At 46.6% G+C, this 20,716-nt stretch carries 5 protein-coding genes; 4 read left to right on the top strand and 1 reads right to left on the bottom strand.

Going from position 1 to position 20,716, the window contains the following annotated elements; translation table 11 throughout:
• Positions 1 to 15: 15 nt before the first annotated feature.
• From IZT61_RS04200 to IZT61_RS04185, 4 genes are all read left to right on the top strand, one after another.
• The gene (locus IZT61_RS04200) at positions 16 to 16,152 is read left to right on the top strand and encodes a DUF7507 domain-containing protein (RefSeq protein ID WP_196099945.1); all 16,137 of its coding nucleotides are present in this window, start codon (positions 16 to 18) and stop codon (positions 16,150 to 16,152) included.
• A gap of 55 nt (positions 16,153 to 16,207) precedes the next feature.
• Positions 16,208 to 17,179, top strand: coding sequence for a PorP/SprF family type IX secretion system membrane protein (locus tag IZT61_RS04195; protein ID WP_196099944.1), 972 nt, complete (start codon positions 16,208 to 16,210; stop codon positions 17,177 to 17,179).
• A 13-nt stretch (positions 17,180 to 17,192) separates the two neighbouring features.
• Positions 17,193 to 19,139, top strand: coding sequence for an OmpA family protein (locus IZT61_RS04190; protein WP_196099943.1), 1,947 nt, complete (start codon positions 17,193 to 17,195; stop codon positions 19,137 to 19,139).
• Between the two features lie 406 nt (positions 19,140 to 19,545).
• Positions 19,546 to 19,791 (top strand): hypothetical protein, encoded by a 246-nt coding sequence (locus tag IZT61_RS04185; protein ID WP_196099942.1) that lies wholly within the window; start codon positions 19,546 to 19,548, stop codon positions 19,789 to 19,791.
• A gap of 69 nt (positions 19,792 to 19,860) precedes the next feature.
• Here the strand turns inward: IZT61_RS04185 and IZT61_RS04180 are convergent, their stop codons facing one another.
• Positions 19,861 to 20,688 carry an MBL fold metallo-hydrolase gene (locus tag IZT61_RS04180; RefSeq protein ID WP_230383842.1) on the bottom strand — a complete coding sequence of 276 codons (828 nt, stop codon included), beginning with the start codon at positions 20,686 to 20,688 and terminating at the stop codon, positions 19,861 to 19,863.
• Between the last annotated feature and the right edge of the window lie 28 nt (positions 20,689 to 20,716).

Genomic DNA, 20,716 nt, shown 5'->3' with positions numbered 1-20,716 from the left:
GTATTTGTAACTTTCATGAATAAACGTTTACTGATTTTTTTTATTGCGCAATTTTTTATTTTGAGCAAGGGTTTTGCGCAGTTCACCCTGACAGAAAATTTTAAGTCCAGTACAGCCAATGGCATTGTACTCGGGGGATCGCCAAGTGCATCGCTGACTTCGGGCGGCGTCGACCCGGTAAATCAAGGCTACCTCCGGCTCACAACCGATGTGGGCGATCAGCGTGGTTATGCCTACATCGACAAGGCTTTTCCATCTAGTTTGGGGGTGCTCATGGATTTTGAGTACAAAACCTGGCATGCCAATAACACCGATGGTGCGGATGGTATCGTGGTGTTCCTTTTTGATGGCGCCGTAACCCAGTCTAATTTCAGACTTGGTGGTACTGGTGCCGGATTGGGTTATGCACCAAGGGGCGATAAATCGGAGGCCGGCTTGGGGGGCGCATACCTCGGTATCGGGATTGACGAATACGGAAACTTCTCGTCAAACTACGGTACGGTTGGTGGTGTTTCAGATAGATCGGCAGGAAGCTTGGGTTTAACCAGGCGGATAAACAGCATCACCCTTCGCGGTCGCGAATCTGATGCTTACCGGCTTTTGGCTACAACCAACCCAACGGGAAACAGCCAAATTCAATACACTACACAGGTAGGCTCCCGTCCTAACGATGTTGCATTTTACAGAAGGGTTCAGGTAGAAATTAAGCCTAATGCAACGGGCAAGTACGATATTATTGTTCGTTGGTCTACTACAGCAGGCGGTGCGCTTACACAGCAATTCAGTTATACGTTGGTAGATCAGGCAGGGGTAAGTTACACACCTCCGGCTACATTAAAACTCGGTTTCACTTCGGCAACGGGTGGTTCATTTAACAACCACGAGATCCGCAACCTAACAGTTACTACCCCAGGTAACGTTCGTGTTGGTAAAAGAGCCGACAAAGATGTGTTAAGAACCATTTCTACAGGCGGCGCCAACCAGGTAACTTACACCGTTGAGGTCGTAAACGACAATAATGTTGCGCTTAACAAAATAGATTTTAAAGATCGAATCACCGATGCCAACGGAACTCTTGTTCCGTTAAGTTCGTTTAACATCACCAGCGTGACTCAGTCGGGGTTTTTAGCAGGAACAACCGTAGCAAAAACCGGCACTTCAAACGAGATTGTGGGAAGCCTGAATATGGCGGCCGGGGCTACGGGGAAAATCATTGTTAATGGAACTTTAAGTGCCGTGCCTAGCGGGAATACGCTTCGGAATACGGTTACCATCGATCCGACGGATATTACCGACCTCGATCCCGATAACAACGTAGCGGTGGTAAATACTCCGGTTTTGGCTGAGAACGTAGATTTAACGCTTGCAAAAACTGTAAACAGTTCTTGTCTTTCTACCACCGGAAACGATTTCAGTCTCGTGGTTTCAAATGTTGGTTCTCTACCTACAAATTCAGGAACTAAAATTGTGGTGACCAAAACATATCCTACAAGTTATACTTTCACTCCACTCTCAAACCCAAATTGGACCTTAGGTACAAGAACTACTTCGGGTTCAAATTACGTTTACACTTACACGTATAATGGGGCCACTTTGGCTTCGGGCGCAAGTGCTTCGCCAATTACTTACAGAATTAAGGTGCCAACAACGGTAAGCTCTTACGTTGATGAAGCGCAGGTAAGCTATCTGAACTCGTCAAATTCGAACATTGAAATTGCCGCCAACCAAAGTAATAATGTTGGGAGCAATGCCATTGCAACCATATCGGCTAAGCCAACAGTGGTTGGGCAGGTAACTTATTGTTTAAATTCTACAGCTACGGCACTTTCGGCTACCCCAACAAACGGAAACACGTTGTTGTGGTACCGTACTAAAGGTGGCGTATCATCTGTAAACGCTCCAGTGCCAACAACAAATGCTGCTGGCAATACGAGCTATTTTGTAACCCAAACCAACGGCAGTTGCGAGAGTGATTATGCCGAGATTGTGGTTACGGTACAAGCTGCGGTAAATGCAGGTACCATTGCCAGCAACCAAACCATTTGCAATGGCGCTACGCCAACAGCATTAAGTTCTTCGGCAGCTGGAAGTGGTGGTACTACCGGATCGACTGCGGCTTACCGCTGGGAAAAATCGACAGATGGAGGTGCTTCATGGACACCAATTGTTGGGGCAACGGCGGCCACTTATGCGCCAACTGCACTTACTGCGACTACGCAATTCAGAAGAATTTATGTGGCTACATTAAACGGCGTTTCGTGCGAGGCGGCCACTGGCGCAGTAACTATCACGGTACAAAACATCACTCAACCGGGCTCAATTGGTGCAGATCAAACGATTTGCACAGGATCAGTTCCTGCGGCATTTAGCTCGGTAGCAAACGCAACCGGATCGACAGGTGCTACAATAGCATATAAGTGGGAAAGCTCGACCAATGGAACAGCTTGGACAACAATAAACAATGCAACATCGGCAACGTATACGCCAACAGCTGCTTTAACAGTAACTACCCAATACCGCAGAACGGCAACATCTACCTTAAACTCGGTAGCTTGTAGCTCGGTTCCATCAAATGTGGTTACGGTTACAGTTAACCAAGCGCCAACAGCAGCCAATGCCGGTGCTGATATAGAACAGTTTAATTCTGGCGTGTTTACCTTACAGGGAAATGTTCCAACGGTAGGAACCGGAACATGGTCGGTGGTTAGCGGTACAGCAACTATTAGCGACCCATCAGACCGCAATACGACAGTAACAATTGCCGAAAATGCAACCGCAACACTAAGGTGGACGGTTACCAACGGGCCATGTGCGGCTTCTGCTGATGACGTGAAAATTACTTACACCAGGCGTGCTGATTTGCAGATTACAAAAACCGTTGATAAAACAACCCCGGTTGTAGGCGATAATGTAACCTTTACGTTAGTAGCAAAAAACAACGGCCCTAGTGATGCAAGTGCGGTAAAGGTTACCGATATTTTAAAGGCCGGATATACATTTGTTAGCAGTTCTTCTGCCAGCTACAACGCTTCTACAGGCGAATGGTTGGTTGGTACGCTTCAAAATGGCCAGTCGCAAACGCTTACCATTATTGCCAGAGTTAATGCCAACGCTTCAACGGCAAATTACGGCAACACGGCTACTATTTCGGGTACCGAAACAGATCCTGTTACAACAAATAATACAACCAGTTTAAGCACTGTTGTTCCTGTTCCATCGATAGATATTGAGGTGGATAAAACAGCGACACCAAAACCAGCAGTTGCAGGGCAGGCGCTTAGCTACACCATCACATTAAAAAACAATGGCCCGAGTACAACCAAGGCGACCGATGTTTTTGATGTTACGGAAAATCTTCCGGCAGGCTATACGGCTAACAGTTATATCGCTTCGGCCGGAACGTTTAACCCAACTACAGGAAACTGGAGCGGCTTAACTCTTGCTGCTGGCAGCCAGGCTACCATAACCATTTCTGGTACGGTTGCGGCAAGCGCCAAAGGAACTTTGAGCAACACCGTTTCTATAGCGGTTCCTTCTACAGTTTCTGATCCGAATATTGGTAACAACAGCAAAACCGATAACACGGCGGTTGGCCGTTTGGTTGATCTTGGCGTTACCAAAACATCAACCCCAAAACCTGTAATTGCAGGCAATAACTTAACTTATACCATCACTTTAAGCAACAACGGACCAACGAGTTTATTGGCTGCCGATGTGGTAAAAATTAACGAAAACCTTCCGGTTGGCTATACAGCTTCTACCTTTACGCCATCAGTTGGAACTTTTGATAAAAATACAGGCAACTGGACGGGGCTAACGCTCGGCCAGGGCCAAAGTGCAACTTTGACTATTGTTGGCCAGGTTGCTACAAATGCGGTTGGAAGTTTGAGCAATACGGTGAGCGTAACTGCGCCAACGGGTACAACTGATAACAACACAGCAAACAACTCAGCAACGGAAAGCACTGCTATTACCCGCGAGATTGATTTTGAAATCACCAAAACTGCCGCACCAAAACCGGCAGTTGCGGGCGAAACCTTAACGTATACCATTTCGGTAAGCAACAAAGGCATATCGTCGATGAATGCAAGCGATGTATTGAAAGTTGTTGATGCGCTTCCAAATGGATTTACAGCATCGAGCTACAATGTTTCGGAAGGAACTTACAATGCTTCGACAGGAAACTGGAACGGTTTAACCCTCGCAAAAGGACAAAATGCAACCTTAACCATTACCGGGAAAGTGGCTGCATCGGTAAGGGGCAACCTAACCAATGAAGCGGTACTTACCGTGCCAACGGGAATTACCGATCCGGTTTTAACCAATAACAAAGCAACTGATGTAACTGCGGTTGTGGCAAAACCGGTTTTGGCCATCACCAAGTCTGGCGCCTCTGGCCTTATTGCTGGTTCGACGGTAGAATACACATTGAAAGTTGTAAATACAGGAAGTAGCGACGCCTTAAACGCGGCTATTGAAGATGCGGTGCCTGCTTCGGTAGAAAACGTAAGCTGGACAGCTACTGCAAACGGAAACGCTACGGTAGTATCTGGCGCTTCGGGAAGCAGCAATGCGGTTAGCGTTCGTGCAAATATCCCGGCAGGAAACGCCAATAATTATATCAACGTAACCATTACCGGAACTTTGAGCCCGGCGGCAACTGGCAGTGTAAACAATACCGCATCGGTATCGCCAGCTGAGCCACAAGGAGCGGGAAGCAATTCAGCAGTAAATGCCAATATAACAAGTTCTTCGGGAATTGTAATCTCAAAGGCCGGTGCATCATCTGCAGCAGCCGGAGATGCGGTTACTTATAGAATTGAGGTAGGCAACAACGGGCCGAGCAACGCTACAGGCGTTCAAATTGCGGATAATGTACCTGCGGGATTAACCAACGTAAGCTGGACTTCGCAAGCTCAGGGCGGGGCCACCATTACAAACGGTGCCTCAGGCAATGGCAATAACATTAATGTAACAGCCAATATTCCGGCCGGAGCACAACATAAAATTATTTTAAATGTAACCGGAACGATCAGGCCAGACTATACGGGGGCGATCACCAACACAGCTATCGCTACACCTCAGGAAGCGGGCAGCACACCTGTGAGCGCAGAGGCAGTAACCAATACCAATAGCAAACCGGTATTTACAGTAGTTAAAAATGGTCCTGCAACAATCATTGCGGGCAACAACATCAATTATACAATTACGGTTAGAAACACTGGTCCTTCGAACAGTTTGAATACCGTGATTACCGATAACATTCCTTCGGGAATTACCAACGTAAGCTGGACGAGTAGCGTTACGGATGGTACGGCGAATATTACAGCCGGAGCAACGGGAACAGGAAACGCCCTGAGTTTAACAGGTAATTTCAACGCCAACAGTACCGTTCAAATTAATGTAACGGGAAAAGTGGGCTCAGGAATGTTGGGCAACATCATCAACTCGGCAACGGTTACCCCGGCTGAAGCAGGTGTTGTTCCGGTGGTTTCGAATGAAGTAAACACATCGGTAACTACAAAATCGGGATTAAGGATTGCAAAGAACGGTCCGGCTTCAGTAGTATCAGGTACAAACATTACTTATACCATTGAGGTAGAGAATACCGGGCCAAGTGATGCCTTAAATGCAACTATCGAAGATTTAATCCCAACAGAAATATTAAACCCAACCTGGACAACTGCATTACAGGGCAATGCCAAAGTAATTAGCGGCGGCACAGGCAGCGGCAATACACTTGCAACGGTTGTAAACGTGCCGGCAGGGTCGACCCACAAGGCGGTTGTAACCATTATTGGAAAGGCCAGCCCATCGTTTAACGGCAGTGTAACCAATACGGCAACGGTAACGGCAACTGAACAAAATAGTCCTTCGCCACAATCGTCGGTAACGACAACAATAAACAGAATTCCAACGGTATCGATTACCAAGAACGGTCCGTCGTCGGTTATTTCTGGCGATAACCTCACATATAGTATCGATGTAATTAATACCAGCACTTCTGATGCGCAGAATCTGCAAATCAAAGATTTGGTGTCAACAGAGATTAGCGGCGTTAACTGGACGGCTACATCATCTGGTTCGGCAACGGTTAACAATCCTGCCGCCGGAACAGGCAATGATATTACCGTAATCGGAAATATTCCTGCTGGTGCAGCAAATAAGATCACTGTTAATATTACCGGAAAAGTGAGTCCGGCGTACAATGGTGCACTAGGCAACAGTGCAACGGCCACTCCGGCTGAAACTGGCGCCACGCCACAAACTTCTACAGTAAGCACCGACGTGAAGAAAATTCCTGTGCTTGCGATAGAGAAAACTGGCCCTGCGGCGATCAGTGCTGGTCAAAACATTACTTACACTTTAAAAATCAAGAATAACTCAACTGCAAATGCAGATGGAGCAAGCATTACAGATAATGTTCCGGCAGGTATACAAAACGTAACGTGGGCTGCAACCACAACTGGTGCTGCAACACTGTCGGGCGCTACCAGCGGAACAGGAAACACAATTGGTTTGGTTGGAAATATTCCGGCCGGCGCAGGAAACGAGATTTCGGTAACAATCAACGGAACCGTCAATCCATCTGCAACAGCCAATTTAATTAACAGCGCAATGGTAACGCCAGCCGAAACCGCTGCTGTTGCAAAAACATCAAACACCATTACTACACAGGTAAACAGGGTTCCGTCGGTTAGCTTAATTAAAACCGGGCCAACTACCGCAAATGCGGGAGAAACCATTACTTATGTAATCAATGCGGTTAATGCCGGACCATCGAACGCAACTAATCTAGCCATTGCAGATGCGATTCCTGCTGGCTTAACCAATGTTACTTGGACGGCAATTGCATCGGGAACCTCATCTGTGGCAACAGCTTCGGGAACCGGAAACGTAGCCGTAAACGGGAACCTCAACGTAGGCAACAACAACAAAATCCAGATTACTGTTAAGGGAACTATTCCGGCAAACCAGTTAAATACAAGCCTTTCGAACGTGGCGACGGCTGTTCCATCGGAAACGGGAACAACGGTAAACTCGAATGCGGTAACCACTAATGTTTCGAACAAGAGCAATATTTCGATCGTGAAATCGGCTCCGGTTTCTGTTAACGCAGGTGAAATAGTTAACTATACTTTACTGGTTAAAAGTACCGGCCCGAGCAACGCGGTTAATGCAACCATTAGCGACATTGTTCCTGCTGATATTCAAAATGTAAGCTGGACGGCTGTTGCAAACGGAGCGGCAACTGTGTCGTTTGGTGCAACAGGATCGGGCAACTCGGTAAGTATTAAAGCGAATCTTCCGGCGGGAGATGCCAATACCGTTTTGGTACAAATCACTGGTAAATTGAACCCGGCATTCAGCGGAAACTCGATAAGCAACACTGCTGCTGTTACACCTTCGGAAACTGGCAACCCAGCAGTTAATTCGAATACAGCGACCACTTCGGTAAGTAAACAAGCCGATTTAAGGATTTCGAAAACAGGTCCGTCGAACCTTTTTGCGGGCGAACAGGCCACTTACACCATTACGGTAGAAAACCAGGGTCCCGGCGATGTGGTGGGCGCAGCGATTAGCGACATCCTTCCGGCATCAATCATCAACGCAAGTTGGACAGTTGCTACACAAGGAACTGCTACAGCGAGTGCGGCCAATGGCACAGGTAATGTGGGCATTACTGCTTCGCTTAAAGCTGGCGGAACAGATAAGGTAATTATTACTTTAACCGGCACGGTAAATCCGGCCTATCAAAATAGCAGCCTGACCAATACGGCTACGGCTACACCACCAACGGGCGTTACCGATCCAAGTCCGGCAACTGCTGCGGTAACCACAGCCATTGCCCGTAAGGCAAACCTGCGGATTGTAAAATCGGGCCCGGCAAATGCCAAGGCAGGAGAGGAGATTGAGTATACGTTAAAGATTACGAACCAGGGCCCAAGTACGGCCATAGGCACCCGTATTATCGACAACTTGCCTGCCGGAATTATGGCAGGATCAATTACCTGGACGGCAACTGCCACCAACGGATCGAGCGTAAGTACTGCTTCGGGCGCAGGAAATGTAAACCTGACTGCTGATATTGCACCAATATCTGGTGTGATTGAAGTGAAGATTAAGGCGTTGGTAAGTCCTGCTTTGATTGATGGCACTTTAATTGCCAACACCGCAACAGCAACCATTGGCTCGGGCATAACAGATCCGGAGGCGGCGAATAATACTTCGACATTTAATACTGTTGTAGACAATGACCCGAACTTTACGATCGCAAAATCGGGTCCGGCAAATGCCAATGTTGGCGATGAAATTACCTACACTATCTTAATCAAAAATACAGGTGCAGGAAACATTACAGACATGTTTATTGCTGATAATGTGCCAGACGATGTAGAAGTGTTAAACTGGACGGCTACCGTAAACGGTGTGGCCATTATTAAATCTGGTTATAGTTCATCGGGCATAACAAACAGCATTTTAACTGTTGGCGATATCCCAACAGGTAACAATAACATTTTAATCACTGTAAATGGTATTATCAAGCAAACTGCAGGTTCATCTTTCACCAACAAGGCCGAAGCTACGTCTGGCACCGTTAAAGAAAGTTCGGTAACTACAAGTGTTAACCGTTCTACTGATATTGCCGTAATTAAGGCAGGTCCGCAACGCGTATCAGCAGGTGAAAATGTTACCTACACCATTAACGTGTACAACAACGGTTCGGTAGATATTGACGATTTAGTGATTGCCGATAATGTAAATACGCTGCTTACCAATGTAAGTTGGGTAGCAACCACAACGGGTGCTGCAACCATAACAACTACTCCTAATGGAGTGGGCAATATGGTGCAGTTAACAGGTAACATTTCAGGTGGCCAGGGCAATTTTATTACGGTAACCATTAACGGAAAAGTACCTGCAAACGCTGTATTGGGCGCATTAACCAACACGGCAACAGTTACGCTGCCATCGAACATTACCGATTATAACACTGATAACAATACTTCGTCGGTAAGTACCGATGTGGTGAGTACCCCAACTTTGGTACTGCAAAAAACAGGGCCTACTACGGCTGCCGCCGGAAACCAGATTACCTACAAAATTAAGGTAGAAAATACTGGTCCGAGTGATGCAACCGGTGTAAACATTGCTGATGTTTTGCAAGCTGAAATTACAGGCGTGCAGTGGACAGCCAGCAACAGCGGAACATTGGCTACCATTACTGGAGCAACAAGTGGTTCAGGAAATGTAGCAGTAAACGCAAACATCCCTGCTGGCTCATCTATTACTGTGGATGTAAAAGGCACGATCAACCCTGATTTTGCCGGCACCATCAGAAATACAGCAACCGCTAAAATTGGTACAAACCCAATGGTGTCATCACCAGAGGTGAGCACCGTTGTAAATAAAATTACAAACCTAACAATTGTTAAATCTGCGCCATCGAGCTTAAGCGCCGGGCAACCTGTTGTGTATACCATTGAGGTGGGCAACAATGGCCCAAGTAATGCTTCGGCAGCAGTATTAACAGATAATATTCCGGCAACAATCCTCAACCCAACGTGGTCTACTACTGTTGCTGGAGGAGCCGTAGTTACAGCAAACGCTACAGGAACCGGAAATACATTATCATTAACAGGCAACATTCCGACTGGTGGAAAAATCTATGTTACCATTAATGGAACATTGGCTTCGAGTGTAATTGGAAACGTATCGAATACGGCAACCATTACACCAGCTGAGCCAGGCAATCCGCCGGTAGTTTCTACTCCGGCTGTTACAATAGTTAAGCAAACGCCTAACTTGTTGTTAACTAAATCAGCTCCAACGGTTTCGTTCGGCGGTAGCAACATCACTTATACGCTTAAACTGAGCAACTCAGGTCCTTCTGACGCACTGGGTACCATCTTAACAGATGCTGTTCCCGGAAATGTAGAAAACGTAAGCTGGACAGGCTCAACCGCTAATGGTGCAACTATTATAACCGGAGCTACAGGCACGGGCAACAACGTTTCGCTCAGCGCAAACATCCCGGCAAACGGAAGTGTAGATGTAGTGATCAGCGGTACAATCAATCCGCTATTCAAAAGCGTTTTAGTTAATACCGCCACGGCAGCGCCTACAGAACCCGGCATTCAGCAATCGCAGAGTACGGCCTCTACAACAGTTACGCCGTCAGTAGATTTAGTCGTTTCCAAAAGCGGGCCAACCAATGTATCGGCAGGCGCAACCATCAACTACCAGGTGGTGGTTAAAAACAACGGGCCAAGTACGGCACTGAACACGGTTATTGCAGACGTTGTTCCACCGGAAATCGGCAATGTACAATGGACGGCTACAACGGAAGGGTCGGCTGCAATTCTTTCTGCACAGCAAGGCACAGGAAACAACGTATCTGTTACAGCGAATTTGCCAGCAGGATCAACAGATCGTGTAATTATCGACATAGAAGGTACGGTTTCAGCCGCCTTTAACGGAAATATAAGTAACGTCGCGAGTGTAACTCCAGCCGAAACAGGCACAGCGGTAAATTCAACTCCTGTAGTAACAGCAGTGAGCCGCAAGCCGATAATAAAAATTACAAAAGGTGGTCCGGCGGTATTAAGATCGGGCAACAAGATCAGCTATCTGATCAACGTGGTAAACGAGGGAACGGGCGATGCGCTAAACCTTGCGATAGTGGATGTAGCACCTGTAGCGCTTACTAACTTAAGCTGGCAAACGGAAAGTTTAGGATTGGCTACAACTTCTGCCCCAAGTGGAACCGGCGATATCAACATCACAGCAAACATCCCGGCCGGAAGTGGCAATGGCGTCAACATCTATGTAAGCGGAGAGATCCCTGCGAGTTTTGATGGAACCATTTTGAACACGGTTGCTGCACAACCATCAGAAAGCGATGCTACAAGTGCAAACTCTGCTGTTTCTACAACCGTTTATCGTTCGTCGTTAACGATGGTAAAAACCGCCCTGAACACAGTAAGCAAGGCGGGCGACATCATCAATTACGAATTTGATATTCATAACACGGGAACTTCTGCACTGACCAACCTTGTTATTGAAGATGCAGGCGCAGATGCAGGAAGCATCACACCGGCTACAATTGCGAGTTTGGCAAGTGGGGCATCGGTTAAAGTAACAGCGAGCCATACACTTACCCAGACCGAAGTAGATCAGGGCAGCTTTACCAATACAGCAACTACACTGGCAAAAGCTCCGGATGGCTCGGAAGTGAGCGATATCTCTGGAAATACCGCAAGCGATGATTTGCCTACAATAGTGCAGATTACGCCGAACCCGGGTGTAGCTCTTGTTAAAACAGTGGTAGGTACTGTGCCAAATGAGGCCGGTAAGGTGTTAAGCTACCAATTGAATGTTAAAAATACAGGTAACGTTACCCTAAACAATTTAGTGGTAACGGATGTAAATGCAGTAGTTTCAGGAAGTCCGATTGCTCAATTGGCGCCAGGTGCCAACGTGGTAATTACAGCAAGCCACGTGTTAACCCAGGCCGATGTAGATGCCGGAACGTATGCTAACTCTGCAACGGTTACGGCTAGCCCTGCCATTGGATCAAACGTTACAGATAAATCTGGAACAGATGAAACCAACGATACTCCGACGGTAGTTGGCATCACAGCAAACGGCTCAATGAGCTTAACCAAGGTGGCCAACAATACCGGAACCAAAGCAGGCGACGTGATCGACTACACCATTGTGGTGAAGAACACAGGTAATGTTACATTAAACACTGTTGAAGTTGCCGATGCTGGCGCAGATGCAGGAACCATACTTCCTGCAAGCATCGCAAGCCTTGCGCCAAACGCAACAGCAACGGTTACAGCAAAACATACACTTACACAAGCAGAGGTAGATAACGGAAGCTTTAGCAATCAGGCTGCGGTATCGGGTAAAGACCCAATGGGAACTGCAATCAGCAACCCTAAATCGGATGATCCGAACACACCTGCTGTTGATGATGCAACCAAAGTAACCATTGTACCAAACGCATCAATGAGCTTAACCAAGGTGGCCAACAATACCGGAACCAAAGCAGGCGACGTGATCGACTACACTATTGTGGTGAAGAACACAGGTAATGTTACATTAAACACTGTTGAAGTTGCCGATGCTGGCGCAGATGCAGGAACCATACTTCCTGCGAGCATAGCCAGTCTTGCACCTGCTGCAACCGCAACGGTTACAGCCAAACATACGCTTACACAGGCGGATATTGACAGCGGAAGCTTTAGCAATCAGGCTGCGGTATCAGGTAAAGACCCAATGGGAACTGCAATCAGTAACCCTAAATCGGACGATCCGAATACACCTGCTGTTGATGATGCAACCAAAGTAACCATTGTACCAAACGCATCAATGAGCCTGACCAAGGTGGCCAACAATACCGGCACCAAAGCGGGCGACGTGATCGACTACACCATTGTGGTGAAGAATACAGGTAATGTTACATTAAACACGGTTGAAGTTGCCGATGCTGGCGCTGATGCGGGAACCATACTTCCTGCAAGCATTGCCAGCCTTGCACCTGCTGCAACAGCAACGGTTACAGCAAAACATACGCTTACACAAGCAGAGGTAGATAACGGAAGCTTTAGCAATCAGGCTGCGGTATCAGGTAAAGACCCAATGGGAACTACGATCAGCAACCCTAAATCGGATGATCCGAATACACCTGCTGTTGATGATGCAACCAAAGTAACCATTGTACCAAACGCATCAATGAGCCTAACCAAGGTGGCCAACAATACCGGCACTAAAGCAGGCGACGTGATCGACTACACCATTGTGGTGAAGAACACAGGTAATGTTACCTTAAACACTGTTGAAGTTGCCGATGCTGGCGCTGATGCGGGAACCATACTTCCTGCAAGCATCACAAGCCTTGCGCCAAACGCAACAGCAACGGTTACAGCAAAACATACGCTGACTCAGGCAGACATTGACAGCGGAAGCTTTAGCAATCAGGCTGCGGTATCGGGTAAGGATCCAGTGGGAACTACGATTAGCAACCCTAAATCTGATGATCCGAACACACCGGCTGTTGATGATGCAACCAAAGTAACCATTGTACCAAACGCATCAATGAGCTTAACCAAGGTGGCCAACAATACCGGAACCAAAGCAGGCGACGTGATCGACTACACCATTGTGGTGAAGAACACAGGTAATGTTACATTAAACACTGTTGAAGTTGCCGATGCTGGCGCAGATGCAGGAACCATACTTCCTGCGAGCATAGCCAGCCTTGCGCCAAACGCAACCGCTACGGTTACAGCAAAACATACGCTGACTCAGGCCGACATTGACAGCGGAAGTTTCAGCAATCAGGCTGCGGTATCAGGTAAGGACCCAATGGGAACTGCAATCAGCAACCCTAAATCTGATGATCCGAACACACCTGCGGTTGATGATGCAACCAAAGTAACCATTGTACCAAACGCATCAATGAGCCTAACCAAGGTGGCCAACAATACCGGAACCAAAGCGGGCGACGTGATCGACTACACCATTGTGGTGAAGAATACAGGTAATGTTACATTAAACACGGTTGAAGTTGCCGATGCTGGCGCAGATGCAGGAACCATACTTCCTGCGAGCATAGCCAGCTTTGCGCCAAACGCAACGGCCACGGTTACTGCAAAACACACGCTGACTCAGGCAGACATTGACAGCGGAAGTTTCAGCAATCAGGCTGCGGTATCGGGTAAAGACCCGGTGGGAACTACCATCAGCAACCCTAAATCGGATGATCCGAACACACCTGCTGTTGATGATGCAACCAAAGTAACCATTGTACCAAACGCATCAATGAGCCTGACCAAGGTGGCCAACAATACCGGAACCAAAGCAGGCGACGTGATCGACTACACCATTGTGGTGAAGAACACAGGTAACGTAACGTTAAACACGGTTGAAGTTGCCGATGCTGGCGCTGATGCGGGAACCATACTTCCTGCAAGCATAGCCAGTCTTGCACCTGCTGCAACAGCAACAGTCACTGCAAAACATACGCTTACACAAGCAGAGGTAGATAACGGAAGCTTTAGCAATCAGGCTGCGGTATCAAGTAAAGACCCAATGGGAACTACGATTAGCAACCCTAAATCTGATGATCCGAATACACCTGCTGTTGATGATGCAACCAAAGTAACCATTGTACCAAACGCATCAATGAGCTTAACCAAGGTGGCCAACAATACCGGCACCAAAGCGGGCGACGTGATCGACTACACCATTGTGGTGAAGAACACAGGTAACGTAACGCTCAACACGGTTGAAGTTGCCGATGCTGGCGCTGATGCGGGAACCATACTTCCTGCAAGCATTGCAAGCCTTGCACCTGCTGCAACAGCAACGGTTACAGCAAAACATACACTTACACAAGCAGAGGTAGATAACGGAAGCTTTAGCAATCAGGCTGCGGTATCGGGTAAAGACCCAATGGGAGCTGCAATCAGCAACCCTAAATCGGATGATCCGAATACACCTGCTGTTGATGATGCAACCAAAGTAACCATTGTACCAAACGCATCAATGAGCTTAACCAAGGTGGCCAACAATACCGGCACTAAAGCAGGCGACGTGATCGACTACACCATTGTGGTGAAGAATACAGGTAATGTTACATTGAACACTGTTGAAGTTGCCGATGCTGGCGCTGATGCGGGAACCATACTTCCTGCTAGCATCGCAAGCCTTGCGCCAAACGCAACCGCAACGGTTACAGCAAAACACACGCTTACACAAGCAGAGGTAGATAACGGAAGTTTCAGCAATCAGGCTGCGGTATCGGGTAAAGACCCAATGGGAACTACGATCAGCAACCCTAAATCTGACGATCCGAATACACCTGCTGTTAACGATGCAACAATAATTGCCATAAAGGCTCAACCGGCAATCGCCATGGTTAAAACCGGCGTGTTAAGTACCGATGGAAACAGTATTGAATACAGCTTCACCGTTAAAAACACAGGAAATGTTACCCTGGCTGCAGTTACCATTACTGATGCAAAAATCGGGTTTAACAGAACACTTGCTGCTCCTTTAACTCCTGGTAAATCAGCAGTAGAAACCGTAGTTTATACCTTAACACAAGAGGATAAAAATACCGGAAGAGTAACCAATAGTGCCGCAGTTGCAGGCCAAACACCAGATAAACAAACGGTGAGCGACATTTCTGGGACAGCAGAAAACAACGATACGCCAACGGTAACGGTAATACCAGAAAAAGGTATAATCACCCTGGTTAAAACAGCAACTTTTGCAGGTAATCAGATTACGTACAAGTTCACCATCAAAAACGCTGGTAACGTAACCTTAAACACAGTGGAATTAACCGATACCAAACTTGGAATGGCAAATAAAGCCGTTACAGTGGCAGGTGGTTTACTTCCGGGTGCAACGGTTGTAGTTTCCGAAGTGTACACCTTAACGCAAGCCGATAAAGATTTGGGCAGCGTAAGCAATACGGCAACGGTAACAGCTAAAAACCCATCAGGAGCCACCATTCAGGATGTTTCCGGAACAGATGATGGCAACAGCACACCAACGGTAATTACGGTTCCAAAATCGCCTGTGGCAAACAATGATACCGCAGAAACCAATGCCAATGCGCCAGTAGTTATCGCTGTTCTTGACAATGACGATTCGGGCAACTCAACGTGGGATAAGCTTACGATAGAAATTATGGAGCAGCCTAAGCATGGCCAGGTGAAAGTTAATGCCGATGGAACGGTGACTTATACACCAAACCCAGGATACACAGGAGCCGACAGCTTTGGCTACCGGGTAAAAGATGCCTTTGGCTATTACACCAATATGGCTACGGCTGCTATTAATGCAAACTTCTTCGATATCAGGGTTCCAAACCTTTTCACACCGAATGGGGATGGCATCAACGATATGTTCGAAATAAGGGGATTGAACCAATATGCAGAAAACGAATTAACAATCGTTAACAGGCAAGGTTACGAAATCTTCAGACAGAAGAACTATCAAAATAACTGGACAGGAGAGGGATTGAACGAAGGTACCTACTATTACCTGCTTAGGGTTAAACGAAGCGGAAGTAACGGATACGAGGTGTTCAAGGGCTATATCACCTTAGTGAGAACATTTAAAAAATAGGAAATGATTGAAGTGGAATCGTTATCGGTTCCACTTCTATTCCAAAGGATACAAGATGAAGAAATTAATAATTTTAATCGGCGGACTGGTACTTTTACTGGGTAGACCTGTCTTGGCACAGCAAGATGCACAATTCAGCCAGTACATGTTTAACGGCATTTACATCAACCCCGCCTATGCCGGTTACCGCGAACAGCTAAACCTGCACGCTTTCTACAGAAACCAATGGACAGGGATTGAAGGTTCGCCCACAACGATGTCGCTTGCGGTTGATGCGATTGCAAACGACGGTAATGTGGGGCTTGCCTTTCAGGTATCGAGCGATAGGCTTGGTGCACAACGCAATTTGGCTGCATACGGAAGTTACGCCTATCGCATAAGGATGAACGACGACGGCTCTTCGAGGCTGGCCTTTGGTGTTGGCGTTGGGGCCATACAATTGGGAATTGATGGCGCTCTGTTAAATCCAAACGACCCTGAACCTTTTCAGCCTGTTGGTATGCAAAGCAGCATTGTGCCCGATGCCAGGGCAGGGGTTTATTTTTCAAACGATCGCGTTTATGCCGGTTTCAGTGCCGATAACCTTGTTTCTCAATACATTGATATTGATAGATATGCATTCATCCCACAGCCAAAAGCGCATTATTATTTAACCGCAGGTATGCTGCTTCCGTTATCGACAGACGTGTTGCTTAAACCATCATTTCTATTAAAAGATGACCGCGGCGGGCCTACAAGTCTGGATTTTAATGCATTTTTTATCCTGGCCGATAAACTTTGGATTGGTGGTTCTTATCGTACTGGCGTTAAGCTTTATGATAAATCTTACCTGCAAAAAGACCTCTCGCGGTTAAGTTCGGCAGTAGCGGCCGTGCAGGTATTTCCTTCGTCGAACTTTAGAATTGGTTATGCCTACGATTTTTCGATGGGACCATTACAAGGCTACAGCAGTGGCACACACGAGATTTCTATAGGCTATTTCTTCAACAGAAGACCCATCACAATGTTGACCCCAAGATATTTTTAGCATGAAAGGGAAAATGAATAAAATAGTAACGTTCCTCAGCCTGACCATTGCCTTAACTTCGTCATCGCAATTGCTAAAGGCGCAATATGTAATTAAAGAGGCCGATGCACAGTATGAATTATTGAACTACAGCAAGGCCATCAATTTATACGAAGAGGCTTATAAAAAGAAAGCAACCTTACATACGGCCGAGCGCCTTGCCGAGTCGTACCAGCTACTGAGCAATTATGTTCAGGCCGAAAGTTGGTATGCCACGGCGGTAAGTATGCCCGATAGCAAGGCAGAAAATACATTGAATTATGCCAAAATGCTTCAGCAGAATTCTAAATACACCGAAGCAAAAGCCCAATACATCAGTTACTTTCAAAAAGCTGGCAACGTTTCAGAAAGCCTTCGGCGCAGCTGGCTCGCCTCCTGCGATTCGGCAATAAACTGGATGAAAAATCCGAGAGCGGTTTTAATTGCCAATCAAAAAGATTTGAATAGCGCCCAATCTGATTTTGGAAGTTTTCCTTACCAGAATGGCCTTATCTTCATTTCAGATCGCACGAGTAAACAAGCCGATATCAAAACCAAAAAGCCTTTCTTGAAATTTGACGGTGCCAGATTGCCAAATGAAAAAGTGTACGGCTGGACAGGAAACGGATATTTGAAGCTCTACATTAAGCAGGGTACAGACAGTGTAGCACCATTTCCGTTAAATGCGAATACGAATTACCACGTTGGCGCTGCAACCTTTACCGCTGATGGAAATACAGTGTATTTTACCTCGACAAGATTGCCTGAAAGGATTGATAAGGCAACCGATACCATTAAACTGGGGATTTACAGCAGCACAAAAGGCAACGGTGGCGATTGGACAGCACCTGTTGCGTTTGCTTATAATAATGTGAATAAATATTCAACTGGCGACCCGTTTATAACTAGTCAGGGGAACCGTCTTTACTTTGTTTCTGATATGGCTGGCGGCTTGGGCGGAACGGATATTTACTATGTAGAAAAAACGAGTGAAGGAGAATGGGGCAAACCCGTAAATATGCAATCGGTAAATACGCCTGGCAATGAGCGAACGCCTTTTGTTGATGGCGAAAACAGGTTCTACTTCGCTAGCGACGGCGGAGTGGGCATGGGCGGACTAGACATCTTCGAACTGGCGAAAAACGGCTCAGGAGCGGAGCAAGTGAAAAATATGGGCTATCCGATCAATTCACCTCAGGATGATTTTGCTTTTAATATAAACAGTGCGAATGGTGCTGTTTATCTCTCATCGAACAGAACGGGCGGTTTGGGAAGTGATGACATTTACAGTTTCGATAATAAAACTATTTTTGCGTTTAAGCTGAACGGCAGGGTTTACGATAAAGCAACAAACCAGCCGGTAGCCAATGCCAATGTAACGTTGCAAAGGGAAGATGGAAGTGCTTTAAAAGTGGAAACTGATGCCTCGGGGATTTTCAACTTCAAACTGAATGACGGAGCCGACTTTACTTTGAGCGGCGAAAAACGGAATTACCGTTCGGATGTTGCTCAGCTCAACACAAAAGGATTATCGAGTTTAACAACCATCGAAAAAGACTTATTTCTTGAGCCTATCGATTTTAGCAAGGAGATTGTACTCCGAGATATTTATTACGATTTTGATAAATGGGAGATTCGCCCTGATGCCGCATTGGCGTTAGATAAGTTGGTGGCAACGCTAAACGATAACCCAACAATCTGGATCGAACTGGCCTCGCATACCGACAGTAGGGGCAACGCGGTTTATAACCAGGTGCTCTCAGAAAAACGAGCAAAAGCGGCCGTTCAATATATCGTTTCCAAAGGGATTAACAAAAATAGGATAGAAGCAAAAGGCCTTGGAGAAAACGAGCTCTTAAACCGGTGTAGCGATGGTGTGAAATGTACAGCCGCCGAGCACCAGTTAAACAGAAGAACAACGTTTAAAATTGTAAGGCAATAAACGATTATGCGCATAAATGACGAAATGGCGACCAACCATACCGTTATGAGGCTGCATCAAAAAGCAAAATGACACCCTAAGCTCAGATCCGATAGTTATCGGATATTATTGACGCCTTAAACCTCTCCCTTTTAATGGCAGTGGTTTTTGCGCTGTCTGTACGTCCCTTCCGAAGAAGTCGGAAGGGAAGCAAAGGCATTGCTTTTAACCCAAACGTTGAGAGGGAGAGGTTACCAGTATTTATACTCATCTAATTTCTGAGATACGTTTTCCAAATATTGATAGAACATTTGTAGTCAGTCCGTTGTTCTTTAAATAGGCCGAGTGCTGTGGGCTGGTAGCAATAACTTGTTCAGGTTCGGCCAAAGGAAAAGTAAAAACGATAAGAATCACTAGAATTACAATTATGGAAACACAGAATCAGGAACACAAAGAGGGCAAAGTTGCCAGCGCAATCGAAGAGCAAACCGCAAAACTACCATCTGATATTTTTCTTTGGGCCTCGCTTGCCTCAATGGGCGTATCATTGACATTAAAATGCCTTGGTCGCAGACACAATGCGCTGTTTGTAGGCCAGTGGGCGGCTCCGTTTTTACTATTAGGTATTTACAATAAAATTGTAAAAACCGAAGGCCACGATCGGAACTCGTAAATTTCACGAATAACAACAAAAGGGATTTTTTACCAAAAATCCCTTCTGTTGTTAACAACCTTTACTTCGCTAAACAAATTTACCATGATCTGGAACAGCCACCTCATCAAAATTGTCGGCCAGATTTTTGAGTCCCAAACGCAACGGCGCACCTTTCATCGCCTGGCCGTGGCCAGAAATCACAAGTGCGGGTTGTAACTCTCTAAGTTTCTGTACCGTTTCCTTGGCGGCTTTCCAGTCTGTTGTAAAATACCGTGGCGGGCCATTTACATCCTTTTTCTGGATTAACACTTTATAAAACGAATCTTGCCTTACCGTTATGAAGGCATCCGCAGATAACAGGGTCTTATCTTCTTCTCTAAAGAAAACCACCTGTCCCGGCGAGTGGCCGGGCGCATGAATCCACCTCCAGGCTGGCAGTTCAGGTACCGTTCCATCGGCTGGAAGCGGCTTCAACGAGGCCGTAATATCAATAGGCTCGTGCGGGTAAATACCGGCCATTTTGGCGAGTAAGCCGCCTTCTACAGTCGAATCGGGCTCAGGATACGCTTGTTTATTGGTGAGATAAGGAAATTCCAGCTCGTGTGCATAAACCGGAACATCCCATTTCTCGAGTAATGCTACAATGCTGCCAACGTGGTCAAAGTGCCCATGCGTAAGTAAAATGGCTGCCGGCGGCCTGTTTTTGCCGAAGCGCTTTTCCGCCACCTCAATTAATTCATCGCCACTGCCCGGCAAGCCACAATCTACCAAAACCCATTCTCCATCCGGCTTGCCGATCATTACAACATTAACAATCTGGTTGGTATAATAGTAAAGATCGGGCAAAACCTCCTTGCCGTGGCCGCTCGAAAAAGAGGTCATCGGAACGTTCTTGCTATCGCTGCTCTGTTTCATTTTCCTGTAGTTTATTTGCACAATTCAA

It is taken from the genome of Pedobacter endophyticus (genome assembly GCF_015679185.1).
In the GTDB taxonomy this organism is placed as follows: Bacteria; Bacteroidota; Bacteroidia; order Sphingobacteriales; family Sphingobacteriaceae; genus Pedobacter; species Pedobacter endophyticus.
Note: the sequence above shows the minus strand (reverse complement) of the source record. Positions and strands in the feature narration are given on the sequence as shown.